General features: G+C 73.1%; 21 protein-coding genes and 1 pseudogene. 11 read left to right on the top strand and 11 right to left on the bottom strand.

All coding sequences use genetic code 11. The annotated features are described in order from the left end of the window. Nucleotides 1-18 precede the first annotated feature (18 nt). Genes ACFWJX_RS26180 through ACFWJX_RS26170 form a run of 3 tightly spaced genes read left to right on the top strand, consistent with a single transcriptional unit; the run spans nucleotide 19 to nucleotide 1,898 of the window. Nucleotides 19-1,044, top strand: a complete 1,026-nt coding sequence (locus ACFWJX_RS26180) for an iron-containing redox enzyme family protein (RefSeq protein ID WP_383247799.1) — start codon at nucleotides 19-21, stop codon at nucleotides 1,042-1,044. 46 nt (nucleotides 1,045-1,090) lie between these two features. Next, entirely contained in the window at nucleotides 1,091-1,720 is a 630-nt protein-coding gene (locus ACFWJX_RS26175) for a HemK2/MTQ2 family protein methyltransferase (protein ID WP_383248202.1), read from the top strand. Continuing rightward, nucleotides 1,701-1,898: a CDGSH iron-sulfur domain-containing protein gene (locus ACFWJX_RS26170; protein ID WP_383247797.1), complete on the top strand. Its 198-nt coding sequence runs from the start codon at nucleotides 1,701-1,703 to the stop codon at nucleotides 1,896-1,898. The genes ACFWJX_RS26175 and ACFWJX_RS26170 overlap by 20 nt, the downstream gene beginning before the upstream one ends. A gap of 162 nt (nucleotides 1,899-2,060) precedes the next feature. Here the strand turns inward: ACFWJX_RS26170 and ACFWJX_RS26165 are convergent, their stop codons facing one another. After that, complete coding sequence (locus tag ACFWJX_RS26165) at nucleotides 2,061-2,492, bottom strand: subtilase-type protease inhibitor (RefSeq protein ID WP_383247795.1); 432 nt, start codon at nucleotides 2,490-2,492, stop codon at nucleotides 2,061-2,063. 371 nt (nucleotides 2,493-2,863) lie between these two features. Between ACFWJX_RS26165 and ACFWJX_RS26160 the strand changes: the two genes are divergently transcribed. After that, entirely contained in the window at nucleotides 2,864-4,033 is a 1,170-nt protein-coding gene (locus tag ACFWJX_RS26160; RefSeq protein WP_383247792.1) for a lactate 2-monooxygenase, read from the top strand. Between the two features lie 19 nt (nucleotides 4,034-4,052). On the opposite strand, the gene ACFWJX_RS26155 is transcribed toward ACFWJX_RS26160, so the two are convergent. The 5 genes from ACFWJX_RS26155 to ACFWJX_RS26135 all read right to left on the bottom strand — a co-directional run bounded on the left by ACFWJX_RS26155 (nucleotide 4,053) and on the right by ACFWJX_RS26135 (nucleotide 12,422). Continuing rightward, nucleotides 4,053-5,705, bottom strand: coding sequence for a ricin-type beta-trefoil lectin domain protein (locus ACFWJX_RS26155; protein WP_383247788.1), 1,653 nt, complete (start codon nucleotides 5,703-5,705; stop codon nucleotides 4,053-4,055). A gap of 436 nt (nucleotides 5,706-6,141) precedes the next feature. Then, the gene (locus tag ACFWJX_RS26150; RefSeq protein WP_383247785.1) at nucleotides 6,142-6,519 is read right to left on the bottom strand and encodes a toxin Doc; all 378 of its coding nucleotides are present in this window, start codon (nucleotides 6,517-6,519) and stop codon (nucleotides 6,142-6,144) included. Nucleotides 6,520-6,522: 3 nt separating this feature from the next. Beyond that, the gene (locus tag ACFWJX_RS26145) at nucleotides 6,523-6,768 is read right to left on the bottom strand and encodes a hypothetical protein (protein ID WP_383247782.1); all 246 of its coding nucleotides are present in this window, start codon (nucleotides 6,766-6,768) and stop codon (nucleotides 6,523-6,525) included. 154 nt (nucleotides 6,769-6,922) lie between these two features. Further along, nucleotides 6,923-9,163, bottom strand: a complete 2,241-nt coding sequence (locus ACFWJX_RS26140) for a glycoside hydrolase family 9 protein (protein WP_383247779.1) — start codon at nucleotides 9,161-9,163, stop codon at nucleotides 6,923-6,925. 172 nt (nucleotides 9,164-9,335) lie between these two features. Next, nucleotides 9,336-12,422 (bottom strand): glycoside hydrolase family 2 TIM barrel-domain containing protein, encoded by a 3,087-nt coding sequence (locus ACFWJX_RS26135; RefSeq protein ID WP_383247776.1) that lies wholly within the window; start codon nucleotides 12,420-12,422, stop codon nucleotides 9,336-9,338. A 268-nt stretch (nucleotides 12,423-12,690) separates the two neighbouring features. Between ACFWJX_RS26135 and ACFWJX_RS26130 the strand changes: the two genes are divergently transcribed. Beyond that, nucleotides 12,691-15,075 (top strand): SpoIIE family protein phosphatase, encoded by a 2,385-nt coding sequence (locus ACFWJX_RS26130; RefSeq protein ID WP_383247773.1) that lies wholly within the window; start codon nucleotides 12,691-12,693, stop codon nucleotides 15,073-15,075. 121 nt (nucleotides 15,076-15,196) lie between these two features. Further along, on the top strand, nucleotides 15,197-15,904 hold the full coding sequence (locus ACFWJX_RS26125; protein WP_383247770.1) for a DUF4232 domain-containing protein: 708 nt from the start codon (nucleotides 15,197-15,199) through the stop codon (nucleotides 15,902-15,904). A 45-nt stretch (nucleotides 15,905-15,949) separates the two neighbouring features. Here the strand turns inward: ACFWJX_RS26125 and ACFWJX_RS26120 are convergent, their stop codons facing one another. The 3 genes from ACFWJX_RS26120 to ACFWJX_RS26110 form a co-directional block, all read right to left on the bottom strand. Next, nucleotides 15,950-17,926: a ricin-type beta-trefoil lectin domain protein gene (locus ACFWJX_RS26120; protein ID WP_383247767.1), complete on the bottom strand. Its 1,977-nt coding sequence runs from the start codon at nucleotides 17,924-17,926 to the stop codon at nucleotides 15,950-15,952. Between the two features lie 404 nt (nucleotides 17,927-18,330). Next, a complete protein-coding gene (locus tag ACFWJX_RS26115) occupies nucleotides 18,331-19,299 on the bottom strand; it encodes an aldo/keto reductase (protein WP_383247764.1) in 969 nt (322 codons plus the stop codon). Between the two features lie 96 nt (nucleotides 19,300-19,395). Next, entirely contained in the window at nucleotides 19,396-19,911 is a 516-nt protein-coding gene (locus ACFWJX_RS26110) for a flavoprotein (RefSeq protein WP_383247761.1), read from the bottom strand. Between the two features lie 140 nt (nucleotides 19,912-20,051). Between ACFWJX_RS26110 and ACFWJX_RS26105 the strand changes: the two genes are divergently transcribed. From ACFWJX_RS26105 to ACFWJX_RS26095, 3 genes are all read left to right on the top strand, one after another. Further along, the gene (locus tag ACFWJX_RS26105; protein WP_383247760.1) at nucleotides 20,052-21,206 is read left to right on the top strand and encodes a serine hydrolase domain-containing protein; all 1,155 of its coding nucleotides are present in this window, start codon (nucleotides 20,052-20,054) and stop codon (nucleotides 21,204-21,206) included. Nucleotides 21,207-21,373: 167 nt separating this feature from the next. After that, the gene (locus ACFWJX_RS26100; RefSeq protein WP_383247757.1) at nucleotides 21,374-21,997 is read left to right on the top strand and encodes a LysE family transporter; all 624 of its coding nucleotides are present in this window, start codon (nucleotides 21,374-21,376) and stop codon (nucleotides 21,995-21,997) included. An 88-nt stretch (nucleotides 21,998-22,085) separates the two neighbouring features. Then, nucleotides 22,086-22,538: a nitroreductase family deazaflavin-dependent oxidoreductase gene (locus tag ACFWJX_RS26095; protein ID WP_383247754.1), complete on the top strand. Its 453-nt coding sequence runs from the start codon at nucleotides 22,086-22,088 to the stop codon at nucleotides 22,536-22,538. 134 nt (nucleotides 22,539-22,672) lie between these two features. Here ACFWJX_RS26095 and ACFWJX_RS26090 read toward each other — a convergent pair whose 3' ends face one another. Then, nucleotides 22,673-23,731 carry a cation diffusion facilitator family transporter gene (locus ACFWJX_RS26090; protein ID WP_383247751.1) on the bottom strand — a complete coding sequence of 353 codons (1,059 nt, stop codon included), beginning with the start codon at nucleotides 23,729-23,731 and terminating at the stop codon, nucleotides 22,673-22,675. A 132-nt stretch (nucleotides 23,732-23,863) separates the two neighbouring features. On the opposite strand from ACFWJX_RS26090, the gene ACFWJX_RS26085 reads away from it, so the two are divergent. After that, nucleotides 23,864-24,883 carry a glutathione S-transferase family protein gene (locus tag ACFWJX_RS26085; protein ID WP_383247748.1) on the top strand — a complete coding sequence of 340 codons (1,020 nt, stop codon included), beginning with the start codon at nucleotides 23,864-23,866 and terminating at the stop codon, nucleotides 24,881-24,883. Nucleotides 24,884-24,911: 28 nt separating this feature from the next. Then, nucleotides 24,912-25,208, top strand: a complete 297-nt coding sequence (locus tag ACFWJX_RS26080) for a DUF4235 domain-containing protein (protein ID WP_383247746.1) — start codon at nucleotides 24,912-24,914, stop codon at nucleotides 25,206-25,208. 23 nt (nucleotides 25,209-25,231) lie between these two features. Here the strand turns inward: ACFWJX_RS26080 and ACFWJX_RS26075 are convergent. After that, nucleotides 25,232-25,373: pseudogene (locus ACFWJX_RS26075) on the bottom strand (sulfurtransferase); the annotation flags it as partial.

The following is a 25,373-nucleotide window of genomic DNA, read 5'->3' as shown; positions in this document are numbered from 1 at the left end:
GCGGGGTACCCGGCGCGCATGGCATATGAAGGACCACGGCTGCCCGCCGCCCGCGGCCCCCTGTCCGCCGGCGTACGGGAGTACCTGCTCGGCACGGGCCCGCTGCCGCCCGCTTGGACGGTGGCGGAGGGGCCCGCGTACGGCGACGACCTCCAGCTGGCCCTGTACGTCTGCTACGAGCTGCACTACCGCGGCTTCGCCGGGGTGAGCGCCGACGTCGAGTGGGACCCCGACCTGCTGAGGCTGCGCGCCGCGCTGGAGCAGCGTTTTCTGACCGCCCTGCGCGCCGACACCCCGGTCCACGACAGCGTGGAGGACGCCCTCGCCGAACTGCTCGTCGAGCCGGTGGAGGGCTCCGGCGTCTCCCATTTCCTGCGCGACGAGGGCGAGTTGTGGCAGCTGCGCGAGTACGCGGCACAGCGCTCCCTCTACCACCTCAAGGAGGCCGATCCGCACGCCTGGGTGCTGCCGCGGCTGTGGGGGCGGGCCAAGGCGGCGATGGCGGCGGTGGAGTTCGACGAGTACGGTGGCGGGCGCCCCGACCGGGTGCACGCCCGTCTGTTCGCGGACCTGATGACGGACCTGGACCTGGACACGACGTACGGCCGCTACCTGGACGCCGCGTGCGCCGAGACGCTGGCCACGGTCAACCTGATGTCGCTGTTCGGCCTGCACCGCGGTCTGCGCGGCGCGCTGGTCGGCCATTTCGCCACCGTGGAGATCACCTCCTCGCCGGGTTCCCGGCGGCTCGCGGAGGCGATGCGCCGCGCGGGTGCCGGGCCCGCCGCCGCGTACTTCTACGACGAGCATGTGGAGGCCGACGCGGTCCACGAGCAGGTCGTACGGCACGACGTCATCGGCGGTCTGCTCGAAGAGGAGCCGCATCTCGCCCCCGATGTCGCGTTCGGCGTCGGCGCCACGGTCCTGCTGGAGGACCGGCTGGCCGCGCGGCTGCTCGGGGACTGGCGTGCCGGACGCTCCTCCCTGCGCACTCCCCTGACGCCGCACACTCCCCCGACTCCCGCGGCAGCCCATATTTCTTGATTGCCGGGGTACTTGGTTCGGCGTGAATCCGCTGGTACTTCCGGGCGTGTACGCCCCTCAGGAGGACACCGACCTGCTGGCCGGGGCGCTGTCCGAAGAACCTCTGTCGCCGGGCTCCGACGTCCTCGACGTGGGCACCGGCTCCGGCGCGCTGGCCCTGGAGGCCGCGCGCCGCGGGACCCGTGTGACCGCCGTCGACGTGTCCCGGCGGGCGGTGTACGCCGCCCGCTGGAACGCCTGGCGGGCCGGGCTGCCGGTGCGCGTGCTGCGCGGGAACCTCTTCGAACCGGTGCGGGGCCGGACCTTCGACCTCGTCCTGGCGAACCCGCCGTACGTGCCGGCCCCGAACGGCAGCCGGGCACCGCGCGGGCCGGCCCGCGCCTGGGACGCGGGCGGCGACGGCCGCCTGGTGCTGGACCGGATCTGCCGGGAAGCGCCGGGGCTGCTGCGGCCGGGCGGGGTGCTGCTGCTGGTGCACTCCGCGCTGAGCGACCCGGACCGGACCGTCGGACATCTGCGCACGGCGGGCATGAAGGCGTCCGTGACGCGGCGGCGCCGCATCCCGTTCGGGCCGGTCCTGCGCTCCCGGGAGGAGTGGCTGCGGCGGCGAGGGCTGCTGTCCGGCGGCGAGAACAACGAGGAACTGGTGGTGGTCCGTGCCGAACTCCCCCGCTGACCGGCCCCGCCGGATCAGTGTGCAGCGCAAGGGGCCCCTGCTCGTCGAGGGGCCCGTCGAGGTGGAACTGGAGGACGGTTCCACGGTCGTCTCCGACCGCTTCCGGGTCGCTCTGTGCACCTGCCGGCGCAGCCGCCGCTATCCGTGGTGCGACACCAGCCACCGCGACCGGGCCTGACTCCGCCCGCGCCGACGGCCACACATGCCAGGGACCGGCGGGCGGCCCCACTCCGCCCGGCCGGTCCCTGGTCGCGGGATCGCCGTGGTTGTCCGTGTCAGTGGCTCGCACTCCCCACGTCACGAGCCGTTCGCATTGCCCACGGGGCCACGCGACCCCGGTCTAGAACGCGAAGAGGGCACTCCCGGAGGAGTTCTTCACGCAGTCGTTGGAGAAGGTGCGCTCGTAGGAGACGCGCTTGCCCTGCCACACGCCGTCGACGGTGACGACGACGGGGTCGTACTCCCTGGTACACAGCGCGTCACCCGGGTCGGCCAGCATCTCGAAGTCACCGTCGGCCGACCGCAGTTCGGCACAGGCCAGGGCGGCTGCCGGGTGACTGCCGGAGGGGCCCGGCGCACAGGTGAGGGTGACGGCACGGGCCGGGCTGACGGCGGTGGCACTCTCTCCGTGCCCGAGGGTCAGCACCAGGGCCGACGGGGCGTAGAGCGAGGCCGGGGCGGCCGGGGCGGCGAGCGCGGACCCGGTGAGGGTTCCGCAGACAGAGGCGGCCGTGAGGCCGAGGGTCGCTGCCCAGCGCGCGGTGTTCCGCATTGTGTGCATCCTTCCGCTCGATTCGGGGGTGTGCCGGTCCGGCTCGGTCGGTGTCGAACGCGGCGAGCGCCACTCTGCCGAGTCCACCACCGAAACTCACATCGACCCCATGGGTTTCAGTAACCTTGCGTATTGAATCAGTGGCGCGAAGTCACGGAATTCGAACGTTCCAACCCCCTGGGCAAGCGCTTCATGATCCCTTCCTTGGCCGCGGTGACCGGTTTTCATAGGCTCGTTAATAGTCCGGAAACATTCCGCGTCCCCGCCCGCCCGCGCTCGCCGACCCCTGTCCGGCCGCCGTCCCCTCCTCGCCTACCCGCCGGTATGGTCGCCGTGGAGCGCGGCTCGACGACGAGAGGCGGGGCGTACGGATGGCCAGGCACTGGGCGGATTTCCAGTACGAGATCTATCTGAACGGGATGACGGGCGCGGTTCCCCGGCTGCCCACCGACCTGAGCCGGCTCGAGGAGCTGACCGAGCGGCGGCTCGGCCCCGGGCCGGTCGGTTACGTGGCGGGCAGCGCGGGTGACGGCAGTACCGCGCGCGCCAACCGGGCGGCCCTCGAACGCCGTCGGATCGTGCCGCGGATGCTGCGGGGCGTGCACGAGCGCGATCTGTCGGTCGAGGTGCTCGGCCGCTCCCTGCCCGCCCCGGTGGCGCTGGCGCCCGTGGGGGTGCTGTCGATCATGCATCCGGGGGCCGAGCCGGCGGCGGCCCGCGCCGCCGCCGCGCAGGGCGTGCCGTTCATCCTGTCGTCGGCGTCGAGCACGCCGATGGAGGAGGTCGCGGCGGCGATGGGGGACGCCGAGCGCTGGTTCCAGCTGTACTGGTCCAAGGACCGTGAGGTGGCGCGGAGTTTCCTGGGCCGGGCGCGGGCGGCCGGTTTCTCGGTGCTGGTCGTCACCCTGGACACGCCGCTGCTCGCCTGGCGGCCGCGTGACCTGGACCGGGCGTATCTGCCGTTCCTGCACGGGGTGGGCACCGCCAATTACTTCACCGATCCGGCGTTCCGGGCGGGCCTGGCGAAGCCGGTGCAGGAGGACCCGAACGCGGCGGTGATGCACTTCGTGAACCTGTTCTCGGACCCCGGCAAGACCTGGCCCGACCTGGCGTTCCTGCGGGAGCACTGGGACGGGCCCATCGTGCTGAAGGGCGTTCTGCATCCGGACGACGCCCGGCTGGCCGCCGACGCCGGGATGGACGGCGTGGTGGTCTCCAACCACGGCGGGCGGCAGGTGGCGGGTTCGGTCGCCGCCGCGGACGCCCTGCCGCGGGTCGCGGCGGCGGTCGGCGACCGGCTGACCGTGCTGTTCGACAGCGGGGTGCGCAGCGGCGACGACGTCTTCAAGGCGCTAGCGCTGGGTGCCCGCGCGGTGCTGCTGGGCCGGCCGTACGTCTACGGTCTGGGCCTGGACGGACAGCCCGGCGTGGAGCATGTGATCCGCTGTCTGCTCGCCGAGTTGGACCTCACGCTGGCCCTGTCCGGTCATGCCGGCCCGGCGACCGTCGGCCCGGCGGACCTGGAGGAGGGCGCCGGGTGACCGCCGGACCGGCCGCTCCTCAGGCGGTGCGGTCCGACAGTTCGACGGGCCGTGCCGGGGGCGGCTCGGTGCCGGTGATCGACAGCGAGCCGGTACCGGCCGGGGCCGCGTCGGACTGCCAGCGCTGTCCGGTGGAGCGGTCGCGGACCTTGACGACGATGTCGGCGGCGGCGTCCGTACCGGCCGGGGCGAGGGCGAGGGACTCGTTCCAGCGGGGCAGCAACTCCCCCTGCGGCGTGAGGTCGTAGCGGACGTCGTCGGCGCGCGGGTCACCGGTTTCCACGCACGTCTCCAGGATGACCACGCCGGCGTCCGCGTGCGCGTCCACGCACAGATGGGGTTCGGCCAGGCTGCGCAGCTGCCCGTCCTCCTCGTACGACCACTGCTGGGACCGGTCGTCGGAGCAGTCCGCCAGTTCGAGGGCGGCGCCCGCCTCGGCCTCGCCGCGGATGTCCAGGCACAGGTCGGCGGCAAGGTTGCGCAGCCGGGTCTCCCGCGGGGCATTGGGGAGTTGGGCGGTGTCGGGGCCCGAGGGCACGGTGGGGGTGGCCGGGGAGCCGGTGCCGGAGGAGGCCGTGCCGCCGGCGGTGGCCGGGGAGGCGGCCGGGTCGGCGGTGCCGTCGTCGGTCCACAGGCCGGCGGCGAGCAGGGTGGTCAGCAGACCGGCCCCGGCGAGGCCGACGCCCGTGAACAGGGCCCGCGGGGAGCGCGGGCCGGCACCGGGTTCGCGGCGGCCGGGCGAGGGCATGCGCGCGAGCAGACCACCGGCACGGCGGGTGCCGCGCGGGCGGCCGCCGCGGTGCCGGGCGGAGCCGCGCAGGCCGACGGTCTGCTGTGCGGTGCGGCCGGGCCGCGATTCGACGTACCGGCGGGCTCCCCAGCCGAGCACCGCCTCGGCGAGAAGGATCCCCAGGTCGCCCTCGAAGTGGCCGAGTTGTTCCGCCGCGGCACGGCAGTAGCGGCAGGCGTCCAGGTGCCGGCGGACGTCGGGCAGGAGGTCGCCGCCGCGGCCTATGGGGACGTCGAGGAGCCGGTTGTAGAACCGGCATTCCTTGCTGGGCGCGAGGTCCCGGTGGGCGCGGACGCATCCCTCGCGGAGCTTCTCCCGGGCCTGTTCACGGACGGCGGCCACGGTGTCGGTGTCCATGCCGAGCAGGCCGGCGGCGACGGTGATCGGCTCGGCCTCGACCTCGGCGTGCCACAGCACGCAGCGGGCGACGGGGGGCAGGCTCTGGAAGGCGCGCTCGGCGAGCAGCCGGTTCTCCGGGGTCATGGACTTGGCGGCCCGCATCCCCCGGGCGCCGGCCGGTTTGCCCAGGTCGGGCAGGACGCCGGACAGTTCCTCGTCGGCGGCCCACTGCCGGACCGTGTCGCGCACGGTGACCAGCAGGCGGGGGCGCAGCGCGGTGCCGGGCTCGCCCATTTTCAGCCGGTCGAGGACCTGGTGGAAGGCGGCGGTGGCGACCATGGCGGCGATGCCGGTGGAGGAGGCGAGGCAGATCACCGCGTAGTCGTGCACCGGCTCCCAGTGCCGCGCGATGAGGAGCGCGGTGGACCGGGCCACCTCGCCGTCCGTGCCGCTGCGCGTCCCCGAGGCGAGGGACTCGTCGGATTCACCGGGTCCGGAGCCGGGCGGGGGGTAGGGAGGGCGAGGGGGCTGGGGGGTGAGCACTGTGCGGCTTCCTTCGGTACGTACCTGTCCGGCGCGGCGGGGGCGCGCGTTCACCTCCGCCGGCGAACACGGGACGCCCGGCCCCGGCCCCCGCACGAGTGGCTCACCTTCGCACAACCGAGTCGGGCACAACAAGCCGCCGAAGGTTCCCGGCCGCTGTTGAAAGAATGTCGACAGGCGGCGCCCGATTCGCCCCTCGCGCAGCGGATTTGACCCTGCCCCTTCGGCCGTGCGCTCCCGTGCGCATCGCGCGCCCCGTGTGAAGCGCGCGCACGCGGCTGTGCCACGCACACGTTCCCCGCGTGTGCGGCGCGTAGTGGACTGAGGGTCGGCCCTTCCTCGGAGGCCACGCGCGGGACGGCGGCTCTCCCTGCGCGAAACGGCCGCCGGCCCTGTTCCTCCCGCCCTCGGCCGGCGGCCCGGGAAGGCCCCTTCCTCAGATCTGCCAGGACCGCAGCCGGTCGGCCGCGCCGTAGATGTCGGTCTTGCCGTCGATCAGGTCGCGGGTCAGGTCGACGAGGGCGCCGTAGGGCGGGTCGATGCCGACGTCGCTGACGAACATGTAGGCCACCGCCGTCGCGCTGGCGAAGCGGGCGTTGGCCGAGGGCAGCGGCTTGAGCAGTGCGAGGGTGTGCAGGAGCGCGGCGGCCCGCCAGGCCGGGTCGGAGTCCACGCCGAGCCGCGGCGGGTCGACCCGATGGCGGGCGACGGCGGCGACGAGCGCGGAGAAGTCGTTGATGGTCGGCTGGTCCGGCAGGACCTCTTCGTGGCGCTGGAGCAGCCAGGGCACGTCGATATGGATGACAGGTGCCATCGGTCAGGCGACCCGCCCCTCACTCTTGACGGGCGGTTCGTCGTCGGGGAAGGCCGCGGCGAACTCGTCGGCGTGGGTGGCGAAGAACCTGCGGAAGGCCTCGGCTCCTTCCTGGAGCGCCCGGTGCCTGGCTATGTCCGCGGCGGCGGCCTCCCTGACGAGCGCCTTCATCGACGTACCGCGTTCCTTGGCGATCTGCCGCAGGTCCTCCAGCTCGCGATCGCTGAATTCCACATTGAGGGCTGGCATGTCCTTCACGGTACCGCTCGGGTACTTACTCGTAAATATCCCCTGGTCAAAGTGGCGGGTAGGCGGTACCGAACGGTGTCCGAGCGATCCTGTCACCGATCACTTCCTGGCAGACTCGGACACCGTTCGGCCGCAGACAGTCACCCCCCGGCCACTACCCCTGGTCGGCCACGAACGAGGCCATCCGGGCCAGGGCGGCGTTCCAGTTGATCGCCGTCTCGTTCGTCGACCAGGACTGGATGTCGTCGATGTAGCAGAACTGCCCGACGCAGCCCTTCAGTTTGGCCTGCGCGAGAGGGTCCTGGATGCTGGAGTTCGGGCCGCCCGCGAGGGTGCCGTCCGGCGGGCTGGGCAGGTTGGGGTCGAGCTGGCGGGCGTACCAGCGGCTGTGCAGCTGATGGGCGGCGACGTCGCCGTAGCCGGTGACGTAGGAGATGTTCAGCGCGTTGCGGCCGAGGATGTTGTCCATCGCCTGGACGGCTCCGTCGCGGTACTTCGAGGCGCCGGTGATGTCGTAGGCGGCGGCGATGACCACGGCGTTGTTGAGGACCTGGTGGGCGGAGCCCCAGTCGTAGCGGTTGTCCTCGGGCGCGTACGGCATGCCGTACGCGTGGTCGCGCAGGGTGGCGAGGTAGGTGTCGGCACCCGTGACGACCGAGCGGCGCACCTCGTCGCGGCCGGGCAGCCTGCTGGGGACGGTCGCCAGGTCGAGGCGGGCCGCGGCGGCGGTCCGGGACCAGTCGAAGCCCTTGGGGACGAAGACGTCGGCCGTGTGGACCGGGGAGTCGAGGACGTGGCCGGCGAACTGCCGTTCACCGGTGGTGAGATACAGCTCGGCTGCGGCCCAGTAGAACTCGTCGGTCACGTTGTCGTCGTTGTAGGCGCCGCCGCCGGTGCCGTCGGCCGGGTCGGCGTAGACGGCGGGGTGGGCGAGAGCTGCCGTCCAGGCCTTGCGGGCGGCGGTCAGCGCGCGGGCGGCGAAGGCCTTGTCGTAGGGCTTGTACAGGCGGGCGGCCTGCGCGGCCGTCGCGGCCAGGTTGAGGGTCGCGGCGGTGGTCGGCGGGTGCAGTTCGCGCTTCTGCGGGTCGTCACCCGGCAGCAGCGGCAGGCCGGTCCACTGCTCGTCGTGGATCTTGTGATGGACCATTCCCGCGAGGGCCTGCCCGTCCGGGACCTGCATCTTCAGCAGGAACTCCAGTTCCCAGCGGGCCTCGTCGAGGACGTCCGGCACCTTGTTGCCGCTCTCGGGGAGCGCGAGGGTGCCGTCGCCGAGTTTCGCCGGGTCGCCGGTGCGGGCCGTCAGCGCGCGTTCGTGGGTGCTCAGCAGCTCCCAGGTGGCGATGCCGCCGTTGACGACGTACTTGCCGTGGTCACCGGCGTCGTACCAGCCCCCGGAGACGTCGAGGGTGTAGTCGCACACGCCGGGCTGGCAGGGCACGGAGGTGTCGCCCTGGTTGGGGGCGACGCCGACGTGTCCCGCGGCCCTGCCGTAGCCGGGGCGCAGGTCGTCGCGGATCGCGATGCCGCTGCGCTGCGGGTAGTAGTACTTGACCGCGTCCACGCGGAGCCGCTCGTAGGCGGCCGTGCCGATGTCGAAGGGATGACTGATCTCGCCGTCCACGGCCAGCGTGAGGCCGGTGCCGCGGGTGCGGTAGGCGCCGAAGTCGACGGAGTGGACGTTCTGCCCGGAGGACACGTCGAGGCCGCGCGGCACGGTCCAGCCGCGGGCGACGGTCGCGCCGGCGGCGTTCCTCAGCGCCCACGGCAGCTTCGTGGTGGCGTCGGTGACGAGGGTGGCGTTCTTCGGCCCGGCGGGCAGGTAGGCGACCTGGTTGACGCGCACCCGCGGCCCGGTGTCGGGCTCGTACACCTCCGGCGGCACCCCGCCCAGCAGGGACACGTCGTCGAGGCAGAACCGCCAGGGGTCGGCGCTGCCGCCGACCTGGAAGGCGACCTGACCCTGGGCGGAGTCGACGGGCGAGGTGAAGGTGTAGGAGTACGACCCGGCCGCCTCGCCCAGCACCGGGCTCGCCTCCTGCCAGGTCTCGTACGGCGCGACGGCCTGGCCGACGACCGCCCGCACCACATGGCCCTCGGGCACGCCGGACGCCGCGAAGGAGAACCGGTACGTCTCCCCCTTGACGAGGGTGATGCCGTCCTGGCCGACGGCGGAGTCCCAGCGGTTGACGGTGCCGCCCGGCACGTCCGCGCACAGCCGTCCCTCGGACGGGGCGGCGGTGACGTTGGTGGACCACCACGCGTCGGCGCCGGTGTCGAAGGTGCCGTTCCTGATCTGCTCGGTCTCCTCGGCCCCGGCCTGCGGCACGGGCAGCGCGGTGAGGGCCGCGCCCAGCAGGGCCGCCAGGGACAGCAGGGTGGTTCTGCGTCGTTTCACGTCTGGGCTCCTCCGGGAGGTGCGGGAGCGCTCCGGGCGGGAGCAGTTGCCATGGGAGCGCTCCCAAAGGCGGTCGGAGGACATGTTTGTTGCAGTCATGACACCTCGTCAACGGTCCGGACGGGACGGCTTGACCGTCTTGGCCGCCGCCCCGCCCGGACCCCACCGGTTCCTAGGCCTCCAACCTGCTGATCCTGACAGCCCCTTCGACCTGGCCGGGGTGGCCGCTCGTCAGGGTGAGCCGCAGCCGGGAGCCGCGGACGGCGTCGAAGGTGATCACCGTCGGCCGGTCCGAGGCGTCCGCCCACGCGACGGCCATCCCCTCGACGGGGGCATAGCGCTCCCCGTCGCCGACCTCGACGCCGATCGCCGCGGGCAGGCTGTGCGCGCCGCCGGTCGTGAAGGACACCTCCACCCGGTCGAAGGTCCGCGTCCGCCCCCAGTCGACCGACACCCAGTCCTCCGGGCGGGCCTGGCTGAAGGCGGGCAGCAGGGCGGTGGCCGCCTTGACGAAGGCGTTGGACCAGCCGGTGGCCGGGTCGCCGTCCAGCATCGCGGCGGGCAGGGTGTCGGTCCGGCCCGAGTAACCGGCGTCGGCGTACGGATGGTTGGGGGGCGCGGGAAGGTCCGGCGCGAAGGCGGCCGCGGCGGTCGTCGCCTGCGTGACGGCGTGGGCGGTGCGCACGGTCACGGTGCCCTTGCGCAACCCGTCCACCCGGGCTGTCACCTTCAGGGCGCCCGCCCTGGTCCCGGAGCGCACGATCGCGAGTGCCTTGCCGTGGAAGGCCGTGCGGGTGCTGGCCTGGTAGCGCTCGGCGCTCTCCTGGCGTCCGTTGTCGAGCCCGGCGAGGGAGCCGCCGTCCACCTCGAACGAGATCAGGTGCTCGGCGTCGGGCACGACCACGCCGCGCGCGTCGACCACGTCGGCGGTGACGAAGACGAGGGAACGGCCGTCGGCGGGAAGGGACCTTCGGTCCGCGGTGAGGCGGACGGCGTGCGGGGCACCGGCCGTGCGCAGGGCGTCGGTGGCGACGGTCCTCCCGCCGCTGCGGGCCACCGCCTTCAGCACCCCCGGCTCGTAGGGCACCTTCCACGCCAGATGGAGCTTGCCCGCGCTGCCGTTGGGGCTGGTGTAACTGCCGGGGTACGGCCCGGCCGTGAACGTCTTGTCGTCGCCGGTGGCCTCCGTGGTCTCCAGATACGGCCGCCCGTCGACGGTCTTCTTGGCGTCGAACTCCCGGACGCCCAGCGACTTCCCGTTGAGGAACAGCTCGACGGTGCCGACATTGGCGTACGCCCACACCTCGACGGTGTCGCCCGGCTCGTGGTTCCAGGTCGTCGGCAGCAGATGGACCATCGGCTCGTCCGTCCACTGGCTGCGGAACAGGTGGTACATGTCCTTCGGGAAGCCGGCCGTGTCCACCGCGCCGAAGAAGGACGCCTTCACCGGGAAGACGTCGTACGGCGTCGGCTCGCCGATGTAGTCGATGCCCGACCACAGGAACTGCCCGGTGAACCACTTCCGGTCGCGGTCCTTCTTGTGCCCGTACTCGCCGCTCATCGTCCAGGAGGCGAGGTTGTTGTCGTAGGACGAGGTGGCTCGTCTGCCGGGGGTGTGGTTCTCGCCCGTGTTGAGTCGCTCCGGCTCCTGGTACGTGCCACGGGACGAGGTCTCCGAGGACGACTCGGACTCGAAGAGGAACAGGTGGGGGTAGGCCGCGTGCAGGTCGTCCACGGACCTGGCGGTGTTGTAGTTGAGGCCGAGTCCGTCCAGCTTGGCCAGCATCAGATCGGCCGCCGAGCCCTTCGCGGGAAGGCGGCGGTACTTGTCGGAGCCGATGACCAGGGGGCGGGTGTCGTCGGCCGAGCGGATCGCGGCGATGATCCGGTCGGCCATGGCGAGGCCGGCCGTGGCGGTGGAGTCGGGTATCTCGTTGCCGATGGACCACACCAGGACGGCGGGCGAGTTGCGGGCCGCGAGGACCATCTCGGCGGCGTCCCGCTCGCACCACTCGTCGAAGAACCGCCCGTAGTCGTACCGGGTCTTCCCGGTGCGCCAGCAGTCGAAGGCCTCCACCAGCATCACGATGCCCAGCTCCTCGCAGACCCGGATCATCTCCGGCGCGGGCGGGTTGTGGGAGGTGCGGAAGGCGTTGACGCCCATCGACTTCATGATGGTCAGCTGCCGGCGGATCGCGTCGGCGCTGACGGCGGCGCCGAGCGCGCCCAGGTCGTGGTGGAGGTCGACGCCCCTGAGCTTGGCGTGGGCGCCGTTGAGGTGGAAGCCCTCGTCGGGGTCGAAGTGGAAGGTGCGGATGCCGAAGGGGGTGCGGTAGGTGTCGGTACGCCGGCCGCCGACCCGCAGCTCGGTCTCCAGGGTGTAGCGGCGGGGTGTGGCGAAGTCCCACAACTGCGGTTCGGGCACGGTGAGTTCATGGGCCTCCGTGGCCCGGTCGGCGACCGTGACGGTGGTGGCCGCACGGGCCACCGTGCGGCCGTTCGGCGCGATGATCCGGGAGCGGACCTCGACCTCCGCGGCGGTGCCGGAGGCGTTCACCAGGTCCGTGCGGGCCCGGACGACGGCCCGCTCGTCGCCGACCTCGGGGGTGGTGACGTACGTGCCCCAGCGGGCGACGTGGACCGGCTCCGTGACGATCAGGCGGGCTTCGCGGTAGATGCCGCTGCCGGAGTACCAGCGGCTGCTCGGGAGCCGGTTCTGCACCTTCACCGCGAGGACGTTCTCGGTGGTGCCGTCGGTGTGCACCAGATCGGTGAGATCGAGGGCGAAACCGGTGTAGCCGTAGGGGTGCCGGCCCACCTCGGTGCCGTTGCAGTAGACGTACGAGTCCATGTAGACGCCGTCGAACTCGACGGAGATCCGCTTGCCCGCGCAGTCCGGCGGCAGGGTGAAGGCCAGGCGGTACCAGCCGAGGCCACCGGGGAAGAAGCCGGTGCCGCTGGTGGTGCCGTGCTCGGTGGTGGGGGTCTGCTCGATGCTCCAGTCGTGCGGGACCGCCACCTGTCGCCAGGCGGAGTCGTCGTGACCGGGGGCGGCGGCATCGGCGTACCGACCGGTCGGGTCGGTGATCCCGCCCGGATTCACGAGCGCGAAGCGCCAGCCGTCGCGCAGAGCGACGGTGCGCCGGCCGGTGTCGCCCGCGGCGGTCTCCGCGGCCTCGGCCGCCGGGGTGCCGAGGAACGCGCCCGCGGCGGGGGCGGCGGCGGAGGCGAGCAGGACCGATCTGCGAGTGACCGTCATGACGGCTCTCCCTCATCAGGAACCAGAAGTACTCACAACTGAACGTCAACAAACAGAATCTGACGCCGTGTCCCTCCGGCCCGTCAAGGGGGCGGTCGCGCCCTTCCGTCCCACGCGTCCCGCGCCCCGGAATTCGGCCTGTTCCCGCACCCCGGCCGCACGAAGGGGGGCGGGCGGCCGTTCTCCTCCGTGCCGACGCCACAAGCACTAAGGTGGAACGGAAGTGGCTTGCCTGTTCACTGTGAGTGTCCGCGATGGAGTGGGGACGATGACCTCGGACGACCCGTTCGACGACGCCACGACGGCGCGAGCGGTCATTGACGAGGACGGCACGCTGGCCGAGTGGAACGAGGGTGCCCGCAGTCTGCTGGGCCACCACTCCTCCGACGTCGTCGGCAGACCGGCCGCCGTTCTGCTGGCCGACGGCGACGCCGCCGGACCCCCCGGCCCCGACGAGGACCGCTGGAGCGGCACGCTGGCGCTGCGCCACCGCGACGGCCACACCGTGTCCGTGTGGGTGCTCGCCCACCGCCGGCAGCCGCCGGACGGCGGCCCGGTCACCTGGCTCGCCGTGACACCGCTGCACGCGGGGTTCCCGGACCCGCAGGACGACGACCTGATGCGCGCGGCGCTCGTCCAGTCCCCCTGCGCCACCATGATCTTCGACGACCGGCTGCGGCTGCGCGGGGCCAACGACGCCATGGCCGAGCTGGTCGAGCTGCCCCCGGCCCGTATCCGCGGCCTGCGGGCCACCGACCTCGGCGACCGGCCGCAGAACGCGGAGATCGAGACGTACATGCGCCGGGTCCTCGCCACCGGCGAGCGCCAGGAGATGCAGACCGTCATGAAGGCCCCGGGCGAGGAGCGGGCGCACGCCTGGCTGGCCCGGATCGCTCCGCTGACCGACGCCTCGGGACAGGTCCGGGGCATCTGCGTGACCGCCCACGACTTCACCGAGCACTTCCTCGCGCGCGAGCGCCTCCAGCTGGTCAACGAGGCGAGCGTGCGCATCGGCAGCACCCTCGACGTCACCCGCACGGCCCAGGAGCTGGCGGAGGTGTGCGTACCCACGCTGGCCGATTTCGTCAGCGTCGACCTGCTCGACCCGCAGGAGCACGGCGCCGAGGCCACCGGCCCGCTGACCGCGCCCGTCCAGCTGCGGCGGGCCGCCCACCACTCGGTCAACCCGGGCTCCCCCGAGGCCGTGTGCAAGCCGGGTCAGGTGGACAGCTACCCCGCCGGCTCCCCGCAGGCCGGCTCACTGATCGCGGGCCGTACGGTCGCGGCCGCGGTGTCGCTCGACGACATCGAGGCGTGGCGCTGCTGGGACGAGCGGCGGGTCCAGCTGGCCCGCGAGTACGGCACCCACTCGACGATGTCCGTCCCCCTGCAGGCCCGCGGCACCACGCTGGGTGTGGTCGTCTTCTCCCGGTTCCGGCGGCCGGAGCCGTTCTCGCCCGACGACGTGCTGCTGGCCGAGGAACTGACGGCCCGCGCCGCCGTCTGCATCGACAACGCCCGCCGCTACTCCCGCGAGCGCGAGACCGCCCTGGCCCTCCAGCGCAGCCTCCTGCCCCGCACCCTGCCCTACACGGCCGCCGTGGACGCCGCCTCCCGCTATCTGCCGGCCGCCCGCGCCGGGGTCGGCGGCGACTGGTTCGACGTGATCCCGCTGTCGGGGATGCGGGTCGCGATGGTCGTGGGGGACGTCGTCGGGCACGGCATCCAGGCCTCGGCCACCATGGGCCGGCTGCGCACCGCCGTGCGCACCCTCGCCGACATCGACCTCGCGCCCGACGAGCTGCTCACCCACCTCGACGACCTCGTGGTCCGGCTCTCCGAGGAGGCCGGCGGGGAGGGCAGCCCCGGCGAGGTCGGCGCGACCTGCCTGTACGCGGTGTACGACCCGGTCTCGCGACGCTGCACCCTGGCGCGGGCCGGGCATCCCGCGCCCGTGCTGCTGCCGCCGCACGGCGGGCCACGCGGCGTCGAGCTGCCCGCGGGGCCCCCGCTGGGCCTGGGCGGGCTGCCGTTCGAGTCGACCGAGCTGGAGGTCGCCGAGGGCTCCGTGCTGGCCTTCTACACCGACGGTCTCATCGAGTCCCGCGAACGGGACGTGGACGCCGGTCACCGGCTGCTGCGCGAGGCGCTGGCGGCGGAGTCGGACTCCCTCGACGAGACCTGTGACCGGGTGCTGCACACGCTGCTCCCGCAGGGCGGGGCCGCCGACGACGTGGCCCTGCTGCTCGCCCGCACCCGGGGGCTGCCCGCCTCACAGGTCGCCACCTGGGACATTCCGGCGGACCCCGCGCTCGTCGCGCCGATCCGCAAGCAGGTCGTGGAGCAGCTCGCGCGCTGGGAGCTGAGCGAGCACGCGTTCACGGCGGAGCTGGTGGTGAGCGAGCTGGTCACCAACGCCATCCGGTACGGCGCCCGCCCCATCCGGTTGCGTCTGATCCACGACGCGACCACGCTGATCTGCGAGGTCTCCGACAACAGCCACACCGCACCGCATCTGCGCCGGGCCAGGACGTTCGACGAGGGCGGCCGGGGGCTGCTGCTGGTCGCCCAGCTCACCCAGCGGTGGGGCAGCCGGCACACGACGGACGGAAAGACGATCTGGGCGGAGCTGGGACTGCTCGCGGACGACTGAGGCGCGGTCGCGGGTGTCGGCCGTACCGCCGCGGGCACCCGCCACGGGTGGCTGCCCCGTACGTGAGGCGTCGTCGGAGGGCGGAGCGATGGAACATGCGGCCCTGACGGACACGGACCCGATGGATACGGATCTGCCGGACACGGATCTGCCGGACACGAGTCCGACGGATACGGGCCCGGCGCGCTCGCCGCGGGGCCGGCGTTCCGCCGTTCCGGCGATCGGCGCCATGGCCGTGCTCGGGCTGCTGAGCGCCTGCGGCGGAGGAGGTGCGCAGGGTGGCGGCTCCGCGTCCGTCCCCGCTTCCCCCTCCTCCGTGTCGGTCCCCTCGTCGGCGACGTCCGCGCAGGCGTCCACGGCGCCGGCCGCCGCGGCCACCGCGCCCTCCCCCGTTCAACCCGCCGCCGGCGACCGCTGCCACACCTCGGAACTGCGTGCCTCCGTCGGGCGCAACGACCCCGGGGCCGGGCAGAGGAACTTCCCGGTCGTCCTCACCAACGCGTCCGACCGTACCTGCACCGTGCGCGGCTATCCGGGCGCCGCCTTCCTGGACGCCTCCGGCAGGCAGCTGGGCCCTGATCCCCGCCGTGACGCGGGCTCCGATCCGGTCACCGTGACGCTGGCGCCGGGCCGCAGCGCGTGGGCCGGGCTGACGTTCTCCCACCCGGAGGTCAGCGGCGCCGAGGCGGCCACTCCTACGACCCTGCTGGTGACCCCGCCGGACGAGCGGGACCCGCTGCGGGTGCCGTGGTCCGGCGGAACGGTCCCCGTGTCGGGCAATGCGTCCTCGGTGCGTCTCACCGTGCTCGCGCCCGGCACCGGCCCCTGATCGGGCGTCCGGGCCGGCCCGGAGGTGCTCCGGTCGGCCGTGCTGTCAGGGGCGGCCGCCCGAGCCTGGGCCGCCGTATCCGTAACCGCCGTATCCGCCGTATCCGTAGCCGCCGTATCCGTACCCGTAGCCCGGGGTGCCGCTGCCCGAGCAGGAGTACGCGTAGGGGTAGCCGCAGGTGCTGTTTCCGGGGGTGGGTGCGGGGCTCGGGGCGGCCGTGGTGGGAGTCGGGGACGGCTCCGGGGCGGACGAGGGGGCCGGGGACTTCGACGCCTCGGGGGCGGGGGGCGGGGTCGAGGTCCGGGTCTCGGCGAGGTTGCTGTCGGCACCCCAGTTGACGACCTGCATCTGCGGGTCGGGCTGCGAGGTGTCGATCACCCAGCGCTGGGCACCGCTGTCCGTGCGGTTCTTCAGGACGAGGGCACCGGAGCCGTCGGTGGCGGCGGGCGCGAGGGCGAGGTTCTGGTTGGAGCGCGGGACGAGCGTGCCCTGGAGGGTGAAGTCGTACCGGACGTTTCTGGCGCCGGGCTGCGAGGCGCCCGAGCAGGCGGCCAGCCGTACCGAGTAGCCGAGGTGGGAGTCGAGGCAGAGGTCCGGGTTCTCGGTGTTGCGCAGCAGCCCGTCGGCCTCGTACGACCATTGCTGGCCGGCGTCCGAGGAACAGGTGGCCAGCTCGGTCTCGGCGTCCTTGACGGCCTTCGCGCCGGCGATGCCGATGCACAGCCCTGAGGCCACGTTGTGCAGACGGCCGCGCAGGGTGCCCTGGGTCTCCTCGCCGGCGCCGACCCACGACGGGTCGGAGGTGGACGCGTCCGTGTCCGGCGCGGGGGCCGCGGTGTCCTCGCCCGAGGAGGCGGTGTCGCCGCCGGAGATCGCGGACCACAGCACGAGCGGGAGGACGACCAGCCCGCTGACGGTGAGCACGGCGGCGGCGAGGTTGCGGCGGCGGACACGGCGGGCCGCCTTGTTCGCCGAACGGCGGGAGCCGGGACGGGAGTCCTGGCCGGAGCGGGCCGCGGAGCGGGAGCCGTCGTGCGGTTCCGTGCCCGGTTCCGTGCCCGGTGCCGGTTCCGCGGCGGGCTCGCCGGTTCCCGGCGCGCCGAGGCGTGCGGCGACGGCCGTCTCGTCGGTGAAGGCCTCGCCGACGGAGGCCAGTCGCCGGACGGGCGGTGCCGCGACGGACGCTTCGGCGGAGGGTTCCGTCCTGGCTCTGAGGTAGGCGGCGGCGCCCCAGCCGAGGACGCCCTCGGCGAGGGCGATGCCGAGGCCCGCGCCGAACTGGTTCAGCTGGTCGGCGGTGTGCGCGCAGTGCCGGCAGTGGCCCAGGTGGGTGCGCAGGTCGGGGTCGACGTCGATGCCGCCGCGGCGGCAGGTGACGTCGAGGAGCCGGTGGTAGCGGTGGCAGTCCTCGTCGGCGGCGAGTTCGCGGTGGACCTGGAGGCATTCCTCGCGGAGCCGATCGCGGGCCCGGCACAGTTCGACGTGGGCGCCCTCCTCGTCCAGGCCGAGCAGTCCGGCCGGGACGGCGAGGGGTTCGGCCTCGATCTCGGTGTGCCACAGCAGGCAGCGCGCGGACTGGGACAGCCGCTGGAACGCCCGGGACAGCAGGCGGCGGTGCACGGGCGGGAGCAGCCGGGCGGCCGGGCGTTCGCCGTCGTCCTCGGCGGCGCGCAGGTCGGGGTGGAGCAGGTCCCGACGGCCGTCGGAGTCCCACTCCGCGGCTATGCGGCGCACGGTGAGCAGGAGGTGGGGCCGCCAGGCGGAGGTCGGCCCGTTCTGCCGCAGGGTCTCACCGAACAGCCGGGTGAAGGCCGCCGTGGTGAGCATGCCGGCCGCACGCTCCCCGTCGGTGCACAGCCGGGCGTAGGCGAAGGCCGCCTCCCAGTGCCGGTCCAGCAGTTCACCGACGGGGTGCAGCGCGGGCGAGGTGCCCGTCCAGTTCTTGAGCTCGGCGCTCAGCTGTTCGTCCGTCACCTCGAAGCGGCGCGCCGAAGGGGAATTCGACAGGCCTGCGTCTTTCACGGGTGCATTCCTCCCGGGGACATGCGAGATAAAGTCTGTACCAAATGAGCGGGTGAACCCGCCCTCGCCACGACGGGGATCCTTGCGCACAGTGTTCGACATCCCGAACGCCCGCAGAGTGCGGCTCTTTTGGAGCGTGGGGGTGTGGACGGGGATGCCTCGCGCGCACGGTCGGGGAAAATACTCTCCGTGCGCCGACAAGGCCCCACCTTTGCACACGCGGACCAGGCGGAACAAGGGATCTCGCGGTTTCGGGCATTGAGTACCGCCGCAATAGCTTTGACAATCCGTCAATTACGGTTCGCCATTCGAGGCGGTCGCTGTAATGGTGTCCCTTTTCGGGAGGTAATTGCGGGGCGCATTCCGGGCCCGTCCACGCCGGGCCCGGCGCCGCGTCCGCGCCGTCAGTGACCCGAGACCGCGTGCGGGGTGTACGGCTGCTCCAGCTCTGCCGACTCCTTGTCGGTGAGGGTCAGTTCCACCGCCGCCACCGCGTCCTCGATGTGGCGTGGCTTCGAGGCGCCGACGATCGGGGCCGTCACCGTGCCCTGCCGGAGCAGCCAGGACAGGGCCACCTGGGCACGCGGGACGCCGCGGGCCTCGGCGACGCGGGTGACCGCCTCCACGACGGCGCGGTCGCTGCGGGGGTAGAGGCCGCTGCCGAACTCGTCCCGCGCACTGCGGTCGGTGGCGGTGCCCCAGTCGCGGGTGAGCCGGCCGCGGGCCAGCGGGCTCCACGGCAGCACGCCGACGCCCTGGTCGGCGCAGAGCGGCAGCATCTCGCGCTCCTCCTCGCGGTAGAGGAGGTTGTAGTGGTTCTGCATGGAGACGAACTTCGTCCAGCCGTGCCGCTCCGCGGTGTACTGCATCTTGGAGAACTGCCAGGCGTACATCGAACTCGCCCCGAGATAGCGCACCTTGCCGGCCTTCACGAGGTCGTGCAGGGCCTCCATCGTCTCCTCGACCGGGGTGTACGGGTCGAAGCGGTGGATCTGGTAGAGGTCGACGTGGTCGGTGCCGAGGCGGCGCAGGCTGTGGTCGATCTCGGTCAGGATCGCCTTGCGGGAGAGGCCGCCGCCGTTGGGCCCCTGCCGCATCCGGCCGTGCACCTTCGTCGCCAGGACGATCTCGTCCCGGCCGGCGAAGTCGCGCAGCGCCGCGCCGACGATCTCCTCGCTGGTGCCGTCGGAGTAGACGTTGGCGGTGTCGAAGAAGTTGATGCCGGCCTCGAGGGCCTGCCGGATGAGCGGGCGGGACGCGTCCTCGTCGAGGGTCCACCCGTGCGTGCCCCGGTCGGGGACTCCGTAGGTCATGCAGCCCAGACAGATCCGCGACACGTCCAGACCCGTCGAACCGAGCTTCACGTACTGCATCTTGGCCGCTCCTGTCGTCGGTGGGGCTACGGACGAGTTCGCAGAATATCGGCCGCCCCTCACCGGCAGGGCCGGTCGCGATCTTCGCCGTCCGGCTCACTCGACGAGGTCGAGTGCCCGTTCCCAGCCGAACTCCGCGCCCTCGGTGCCGTCGTAGGGGTACCCGAACCGGACACCCATCCCGCGCAGCCGTATCAGGCTCTCCTGGTAGGCGGGGTGGCCGGCCAGCGCGTCGGAGACGCAGGGCAGGACGCCGATGGGGACGCCCAGGCCGGCCGTCTCGGACAGGGTGGCCAGGGCGAGGGTGTCGGCGATTCCGGCCGCCCATTTGTTGACGGTGTTGAAGGTGGCCGGGGCGACGACGACCGCGTCGGGCCCGGGAAAGGGCCGCGGTTCGCCGGGCCGCCGCCAGGCCGAGCGGATGGGCCGGCCGGTCTGCGCCTCGACGGCCGCGGTGTCGAAGAAGCCGTTCATGGCGACGGGCGTCGCGATGACACCCACGTGCCACTCGCGCTCCTGTGCGGCGGTGATCAGCTTTCCGACGTCCGCGGCGATGCCGGCGGCGCAGACGACGACGTAGAGGAAGGGCGGCTTCTCGTCCTGTGCGGTCACGTCCGCACCCTACTGAAGGGGCACGGGCGGTCCCTCGGGGACCGGTGCGCTGGGCCGGGTGCAGCAACGCGGCGGGCGAGAGCCGCGCTGCGCCGGAAGGCTGGATCACCGGTACTGTCCGCCCGCCTCCGGGAGCCCCGATGTCCCTGCCCTGCGTACCAACCCGCCGCCGGCTGCGGGCCATGTCCGTGCTCGTCCTGTCTCTGGGAGCGCTGGCCCCCGCCGTCGCGTCCGCCGGCCCGGACGCCGACCGCTCGCTGCAGCGCCGGATCGAGGAGTTCGTCCGCGGTCCGGGCGGGCCACCCGGCGTCATCGCCGTACTGCGGCGAGGCTCCGAGAGCCGTGTCCTGCGGGCAGGCGTGGCCGACCTGGAGACGGGCCGCCCGCCCCGGCCCGACGACCACATGCGGATCGCGAGCACGGCGAAGGCCTTCAGCGGCGCGGTGGCGCTGAGCCTCGTCGACCGCGGCGTCCTGGACCTGGACGACACCCTGCGCGAGCGGCTGCCCCGGCTGCCCGCCGCCTGGGGCGCGGTGACGCTACGGCAGCTGCTGAACCACACCAGCGGCCTGCCCGACTACACGCGCGACGCCGAGTTCCTTCGCGTGCTGACGGCCGACCCGCGGCACCGCTTCGACCCCCGCCGCCTGCTCGACCACGTGGCCGACGAGCCGCTGCGCTTCCGGCCCGGCAGCCGGTACCTGTACTCGAACTCCGACAACATCGCCGTCGCGCTGATGGCGGAGGCCGCCACCGGCACGTCGTACGAGCGGCTGCTGCGTGACCTCGTGTACCGGCCGCTGGGACTGCGCGACACGAGCCTCCCGCTGGGCCACCGGATGCCCGAGCCCTACCTGCACGGGTACGACGTGACCCCGCCGCCTCCGGAGGACGTCAGCGAGATCCTCAGCGCCTCGGGCGTCTGGGCGTCCGGCGGGATCATCTCCACGCCGGCCGACATGACCCGCTTCATCCGCGGTTACGCGCCCGGCGCGCTGTACGACCGGGCCGTCGTACGGGAGCAGCGCCGGTGGGTCGCCGGTGCGTCGGAGCCCGCGGGACCGGGACGGAACCTGGCGGGGCTGGCGATCTTCCGCTACGCGACCCGGTGCGGCGTCGTCCTGGGCCACACCGGCAACTTCCCCGGCTACACGCAGCTGATCGCCGCGACTGCGGACGGCCGCCGTTCACTGACGTTCACCGTCACCGCCCAGATCAACGAGGCCCAGGCTCCGGCCCGGTTGGCGCGGCTGCGTGCCGTCCAGGAGGACTTCGTCTGCGCGCTGCTGCGCTAGCGGACGCGCCGCGGCCCGGAAAACCCGTTGCCGTGCCGAGGCGCCCGCCCGCAGGATCTGCCCATGCCTACGCCCATCGCCCTCCTGCCGCCGCTGTCCGCCGCCGTCCTTCCGGCGCGGGTCCAGCAGCAGCCCGGCGTCCCCCGGAGGCCCGAGCCCGCGCGCCCGTGACGGCCGCGCTCGTCGCCGGCCTGGTCGCCGGGTACGGCATCGCCGTACCCGTCGGCGCGGTCGGGACCTACCTCGTCTCCCTCACCGCCCGTACCTCCCTGCGCACCGGTGTGTGCGCCGCGCTCGGCGTCGCCACCGCCGACGGGATCTACGCCCTCCTCGCCACCGTCGGCGGCTCGGCCGTGGCCGCCGCGCTGCGCCCCGTGCTCGGTCCGCTGCGCTGGGCCTCGGCCCTCGTGCTGCTGACCCTCGCGGTGTGGGGCGCGACATCGGCCGTACGCCGCTACCGCGCCCACCGGCTCACCACCCGGGTCGCCCCTCCCCCGCCGAGCCCGGCGCGGGCCTTTCTCAGCCTGCTGGGGCTCACCCTCCTGAACCCGACCACCGTGGTCTACTTCGCGGCGCTCGTCCTCGGCACCGGCACCGCGGACGCCGTACGCCCCATCGAACAGGGGGTGTTCGTCGTGGCGGCCTTCGCCGCGTCCGCGAGCTGGCAGGTGCTGCTCGCCGGGGGCGGCGCCCTGCTGGGGCGGGCGCTGACCGGTCACCGGGGGCGGCTGGTGACGGCGCTCGTGTCGAGCGGGGTGATGACGGTGCTGGCGGTGCGCATGGCCGGATGACGGTGCGTCGGACGGCGGATGAAACGCGCCGGTGCCGGTGTTGAAGGCGGATACCGGTCGACGACGACGTGACGAAGGGAACGGTGCCATGCCTCTCGAGGGCGAGTACGAGCCGAGTCCGACCCAGTGGGTGCGCGAGCAGGTGGAGTTGTACGAGAGCTCCGGGGGCACCAAGGGGACCACGCTCCAGAACACCGGGAAGCCCGTGATCGTCCTGACGACCGTCGGGACGAAGAGTGGGAAGATCCGCAAGTCACCCCTGATGCGGGTGGAGCACGAGGGGCGCTACGCCGCGGTCGCCTCGCTGGGCGGGGCCCCCAAGCATCCGGTCTGGTACTTCAACGTGAAGGCCGATCCCCGCGTGGAGCTCCAGGACGGGCCGGTGAAACGGGACATGAGGGCCCGTGAGGTGACCGGCGAGGAGAAGGCGCAGTGGTGGGAGCGCGCGGTCGCCGCGTTCCCGCAGTACGCCGAGTACCAGAAGAAGACGGACCGGGAGATCCCCGTCTTCGTCCTGGAGCCGGTCGACCGGCCGCACTGACCGGCCGCACCGGCCCGCGGAACCGGCCCGCGGAAGGGAGCCGGTCGACGCCTCGGCCGGCGTTCGCCGGGAGAACTCCGTAGAAAAATCTGCCCGCGGGAGGCATGGACGTCTCCGTGCCGGGCACTCGAAAGTCAGGCCCCGCCGCGCTCCCCCGTCGCGGCGGGGCTTTCGCCGTGCTCCCGGGCGGGCCGGTCGGTCACATCGAGGAAGATCTGGTCCGCCTCGGGGACGACACCGGCGAGGGAGCGCTTGATGCGCATCGCGACCTCCTCGACGCGCTCACTGTCCAGGCCGGGCATCAGGTCGACGCGAGCCGCCACCAGGGCCGAGTCCACACCCGTCCGCATCGTGAACAGCCCCTCCACGCTGTCGATCTCCGGCTGCGCGGCCAGCAGGGCGCGGATCCGGTCGGCGGTCTCGGGATCGGCGGCCTCGCCGATCAGCTGGTCCCGGGCCTCGCGGCCGAGGCCGTAGGCGACGCAGACGAGGAGTGCGCCGATCGCGAGCGAGGCGGACGCCTCCCACACCACCTGGCCGGTGACCATGTGCAGGACCATGCCGGTCGCGGCGAGGACGACGCCGAGCACCGCGGTCCCGTCCTCGGCGAGGACCGTGCGCAGGGCCGGGTCGCGCAGGCCCGCGGTGCCGCCCTGCCGGCGCGCCTGGTGCAGGGCCCGCAACAGCGAGGCCCCCTCCGCGAGGAGGGCGACGCCGAGCACGATCAGGCCGGCCACATAGCCGCTGAACCTCTCCTCCGCGCCGGTCCGCAGGGCTTCGACCCCCTGGAAGAAGGAGAAGCAGCCGCCCATGACGAAGATGCCCACGGCCGCGAGGAGCGACCAGAAGAAGCGTTCCTTGCCGTAGCCGAAGGGGTGCCGCCGGTCGGCGGGGCGGCGGCTGCGGCGCAGCGCGGCGAGCAGGAAGATCTCGTTGAGGCTGTCGGCGACGGAGTGCGCCGCCTCGGACAGCAGCGCGGGCGAGCCCGCGAGCAGACCACCGGCCAGCTTGGCGACCGCGATGACCAGGTTGGCCGCGAGCGCCACCAGCACGGTGACGCGTGTCCTGCGGTCCTCGACGGGTTCGGCGGTGCTCCGCGAAGTCGGGCTTTCCGCGGTGGGGCCTTCCGCGGTGGGGCCTTCCGAGGCCGGGCCTTCGGGGACCTCGTCCTTCCCGGTCGTGCCTTTCGCCATCGTGCCTTTCGAAGTCGTCCCAGTCACCTCCGCCGACTGCCCCGGCCGTTCGGACTCACACCGTGCCGACGGCGGAAAACGGGGAACGCGGTGGGTGAGCGAAATCCATGCACACCACGACCGGGAGGAACCATGGCGGGCCGGGACGACGGCAACAGCGCCTACGGGCACAAGGCGTTCAAGCGGTCCAAGAGCCATTTCGCCGACCGGATCACCGCGGACGGCCGCGACGGCTGGCCCGTGGCGTCCGGCCGCTACCGCCTTGTCGTCAGCCGTGCCTGCCCGTGGGCCAGCCGGGCCGTGATCTCCCGGCGGCTGCTCGGGCTGGAGGACGCCCTGTCGATGGCGATCGCCGACCCGGTCCAGGACGACCGCAGCTGGCGCTTCACCCTGGACCCCGACGGCCGGGACCCGGTACTCGGGATCCGCTTCCTCGCCGAGGCCTACGACCGGCGCGAGAAGGACTACCCCGGCGGGGTGAGCGTACCGGCGATCGTGGACGTCACCGACGGGAAACTGGTCACGAACGACTACCAGCGGATCACCCTCGACCTCGCCACCGAGTGGAGCGGCCTGCACCGGGACGGGGCGCCCGACCTCTACCCGGAGCCGCTGCGCGACGAGATCGACGCGGTCATGGCCGAGGTGTACGAGGACGTCAACAACGGTGTCTACCGGGCGGGGTTCGCCAAGGAACAGGACGAGTACGACGGGGCCTGCGCGGCGGTCTTCCGGCGGCTGGAGCTGCTGTCGTCCCGGCTGGCCGGGCAGCGGTATCTCGTCGGCGACACGATCACCGAGGCGGACATCCGGCTGTTCACCACGCTGGTGCGGTTCGATGCCGTGTATCACGGCCACTTCAAGTGCAACCGGTGGAAGCTGGCGGAGAACGACGTGCTGTGGGCGTACGCCCGCGACCTCTTCCAGACGCCCGGCTTCGGTGACACCGTCGACTTCGATCACATCAAACGCCACTACCACCAGGTCCACACCGGCATCAACCCGACCCGGATCGTCCCCCTCGGGCCCGACCTGTCCGGCTGGCTGAGCCCGCACCACCGGGAGCGGCTCGGCGGGCGGCCGTTCGGCGACGGCACGCCGCCCGGCCCGGTACGGCCGGGCGAGGAGGTCCCGCCGCGGGGCCGGCCCTGAACTCCCCTTACACACACAGGAGGTACACGTGGGCAAGAAGCAGAAGCTCCCGCTCGTCTACCAGCCCGTCGGATTCGTCTTCGGCTGGGCCAGCGGCGCGCTGGCGGGGATGGCCTTCCGCAAGGTCTGGAAGGCCGTCCGCAAGGAGGACGACGCCCCGGACGCGCTGGACCGGGACCGTGGCTGGGGGGAGGTCATCCTGGCGGCGGCGATCCAGGGGGCGATCTTCGCCGCGGTGCGCAGCGCGGCGGACCGTACGGGCGCGAAGGCCATCGAGCGGACCACCGGCGTGTGGCCCGCCAAGGAGAAGGGCGGCCGGGACTGACGGCTGCGGCCGGGGGGGCCCCCCGGCGGGGGGGCCCCCCCCCCCGCCCGGCGCAGCGCGGCCCCGACCTCCGCCCGGCCCGGCCGGGGGTGCCGGCCGCCCGCGCCGCACGCCCCGGCCAGTTCCCGGTCCAGGTCGACGTACACGGCGCCCGGTACGTGGCCG

The sequence above is a fragment of the Streptomyces sp. NPDC058335 genome, from assembly GCF_042723915.1.
In the GTDB taxonomy this organism is placed as follows: domain Bacteria; phylum Actinomycetota; class Actinomycetes; order Streptomycetales; family Streptomycetaceae; genus Streptomyces.
The sequence above is the reverse complement of the archived record's forward strand: the minus strand, read 5'-3'. Positions and strand labels throughout refer to the sequence as shown.

Excerpts from the sequence above, each read along its gene's own strand:
- ACFWJX_RS26180 (WP_383247799.1), top strand. The coding sequence starts at position 19 with ATGGCATATGAAGGACCACGGCTGCCCGCCGCCCGCGGCCCCCTGTCC.
- ACFWJX_RS26165 (WP_383247795.1), bottom strand. The coding sequence starts at position 2,492 with ATGCGGAACACCGCGCGCTGGGCAGCGACCCTCGGCCTCACGGCCGCC.
- ACFWJX_RS26160 (WP_383247792.1), top strand. The coding sequence starts at position 2,864 with ATGGCCAGGCACTGGGCGGATTTCCAGTACGAGATCTATCTGAACGGG.
- ACFWJX_RS26150 (WP_383247785.1), bottom strand. The coding sequence starts at position 6,519 with ATGGCACCTGTCATCCATATCGACGTGCCCTGGCTGCTCCAGCGCCAC.
- ACFWJX_RS26145 (WP_383247782.1), bottom strand. The coding sequence starts at position 6,768 with ATGCCAGCCCTCAATGTGGAATTCAGCGATCGCGAGCTGGAGGACCTG.
- ACFWJX_RS26135 (WP_383247776.1), bottom strand. The coding sequence starts at position 12,422 with ATGACGGTCACTCGCAGATCGGTCCTGCTCGCCTCCGCCGCCGCCCCC.
- ACFWJX_RS26130 (WP_383247773.1), top strand. The coding sequence starts at position 12,691 with ATGACCTCGGACGACCCGTTCGACGACGCCACGACGGCGCGAGCGGTC.
- ACFWJX_RS26125 (WP_383247770.1), top strand. The coding sequence starts at position 15,197 with ATGGATACGGATCTGCCGGACACGGATCTGCCGGACACGAGTCCGACG.
- ACFWJX_RS26115 (WP_383247764.1), bottom strand. The coding sequence starts at position 19,299 with ATGCAGTACGTGAAGCTCGGTTCGACGGGTCTGGACGTGTCGCGGATC.
- ACFWJX_RS26105 (WP_383247760.1), top strand. The coding sequence starts at position 20,052 with ATGTCCCTGCCCTGCGTACCAACCCGCCGCCGGCTGCGGGCCATGTCC.
- ACFWJX_RS26095 (WP_383247754.1), top strand. The coding sequence starts at position 22,086 with ATGCCTCTCGAGGGCGAGTACGAGCCGAGTCCGACCCAGTGGGTGCGC.
- ACFWJX_RS26090 (WP_383247751.1), bottom strand. The coding sequence starts at position 23,731 with ATGGCGAAAGGCACGACCGGGAAGGACGAGGTCCCCGAAGGCCCGGCC.
- ACFWJX_RS26085 (WP_383247748.1), top strand. The coding sequence starts at position 23,864 with ATGGCGGGCCGGGACGACGGCAACAGCGCCTACGGGCACAAGGCGTTC.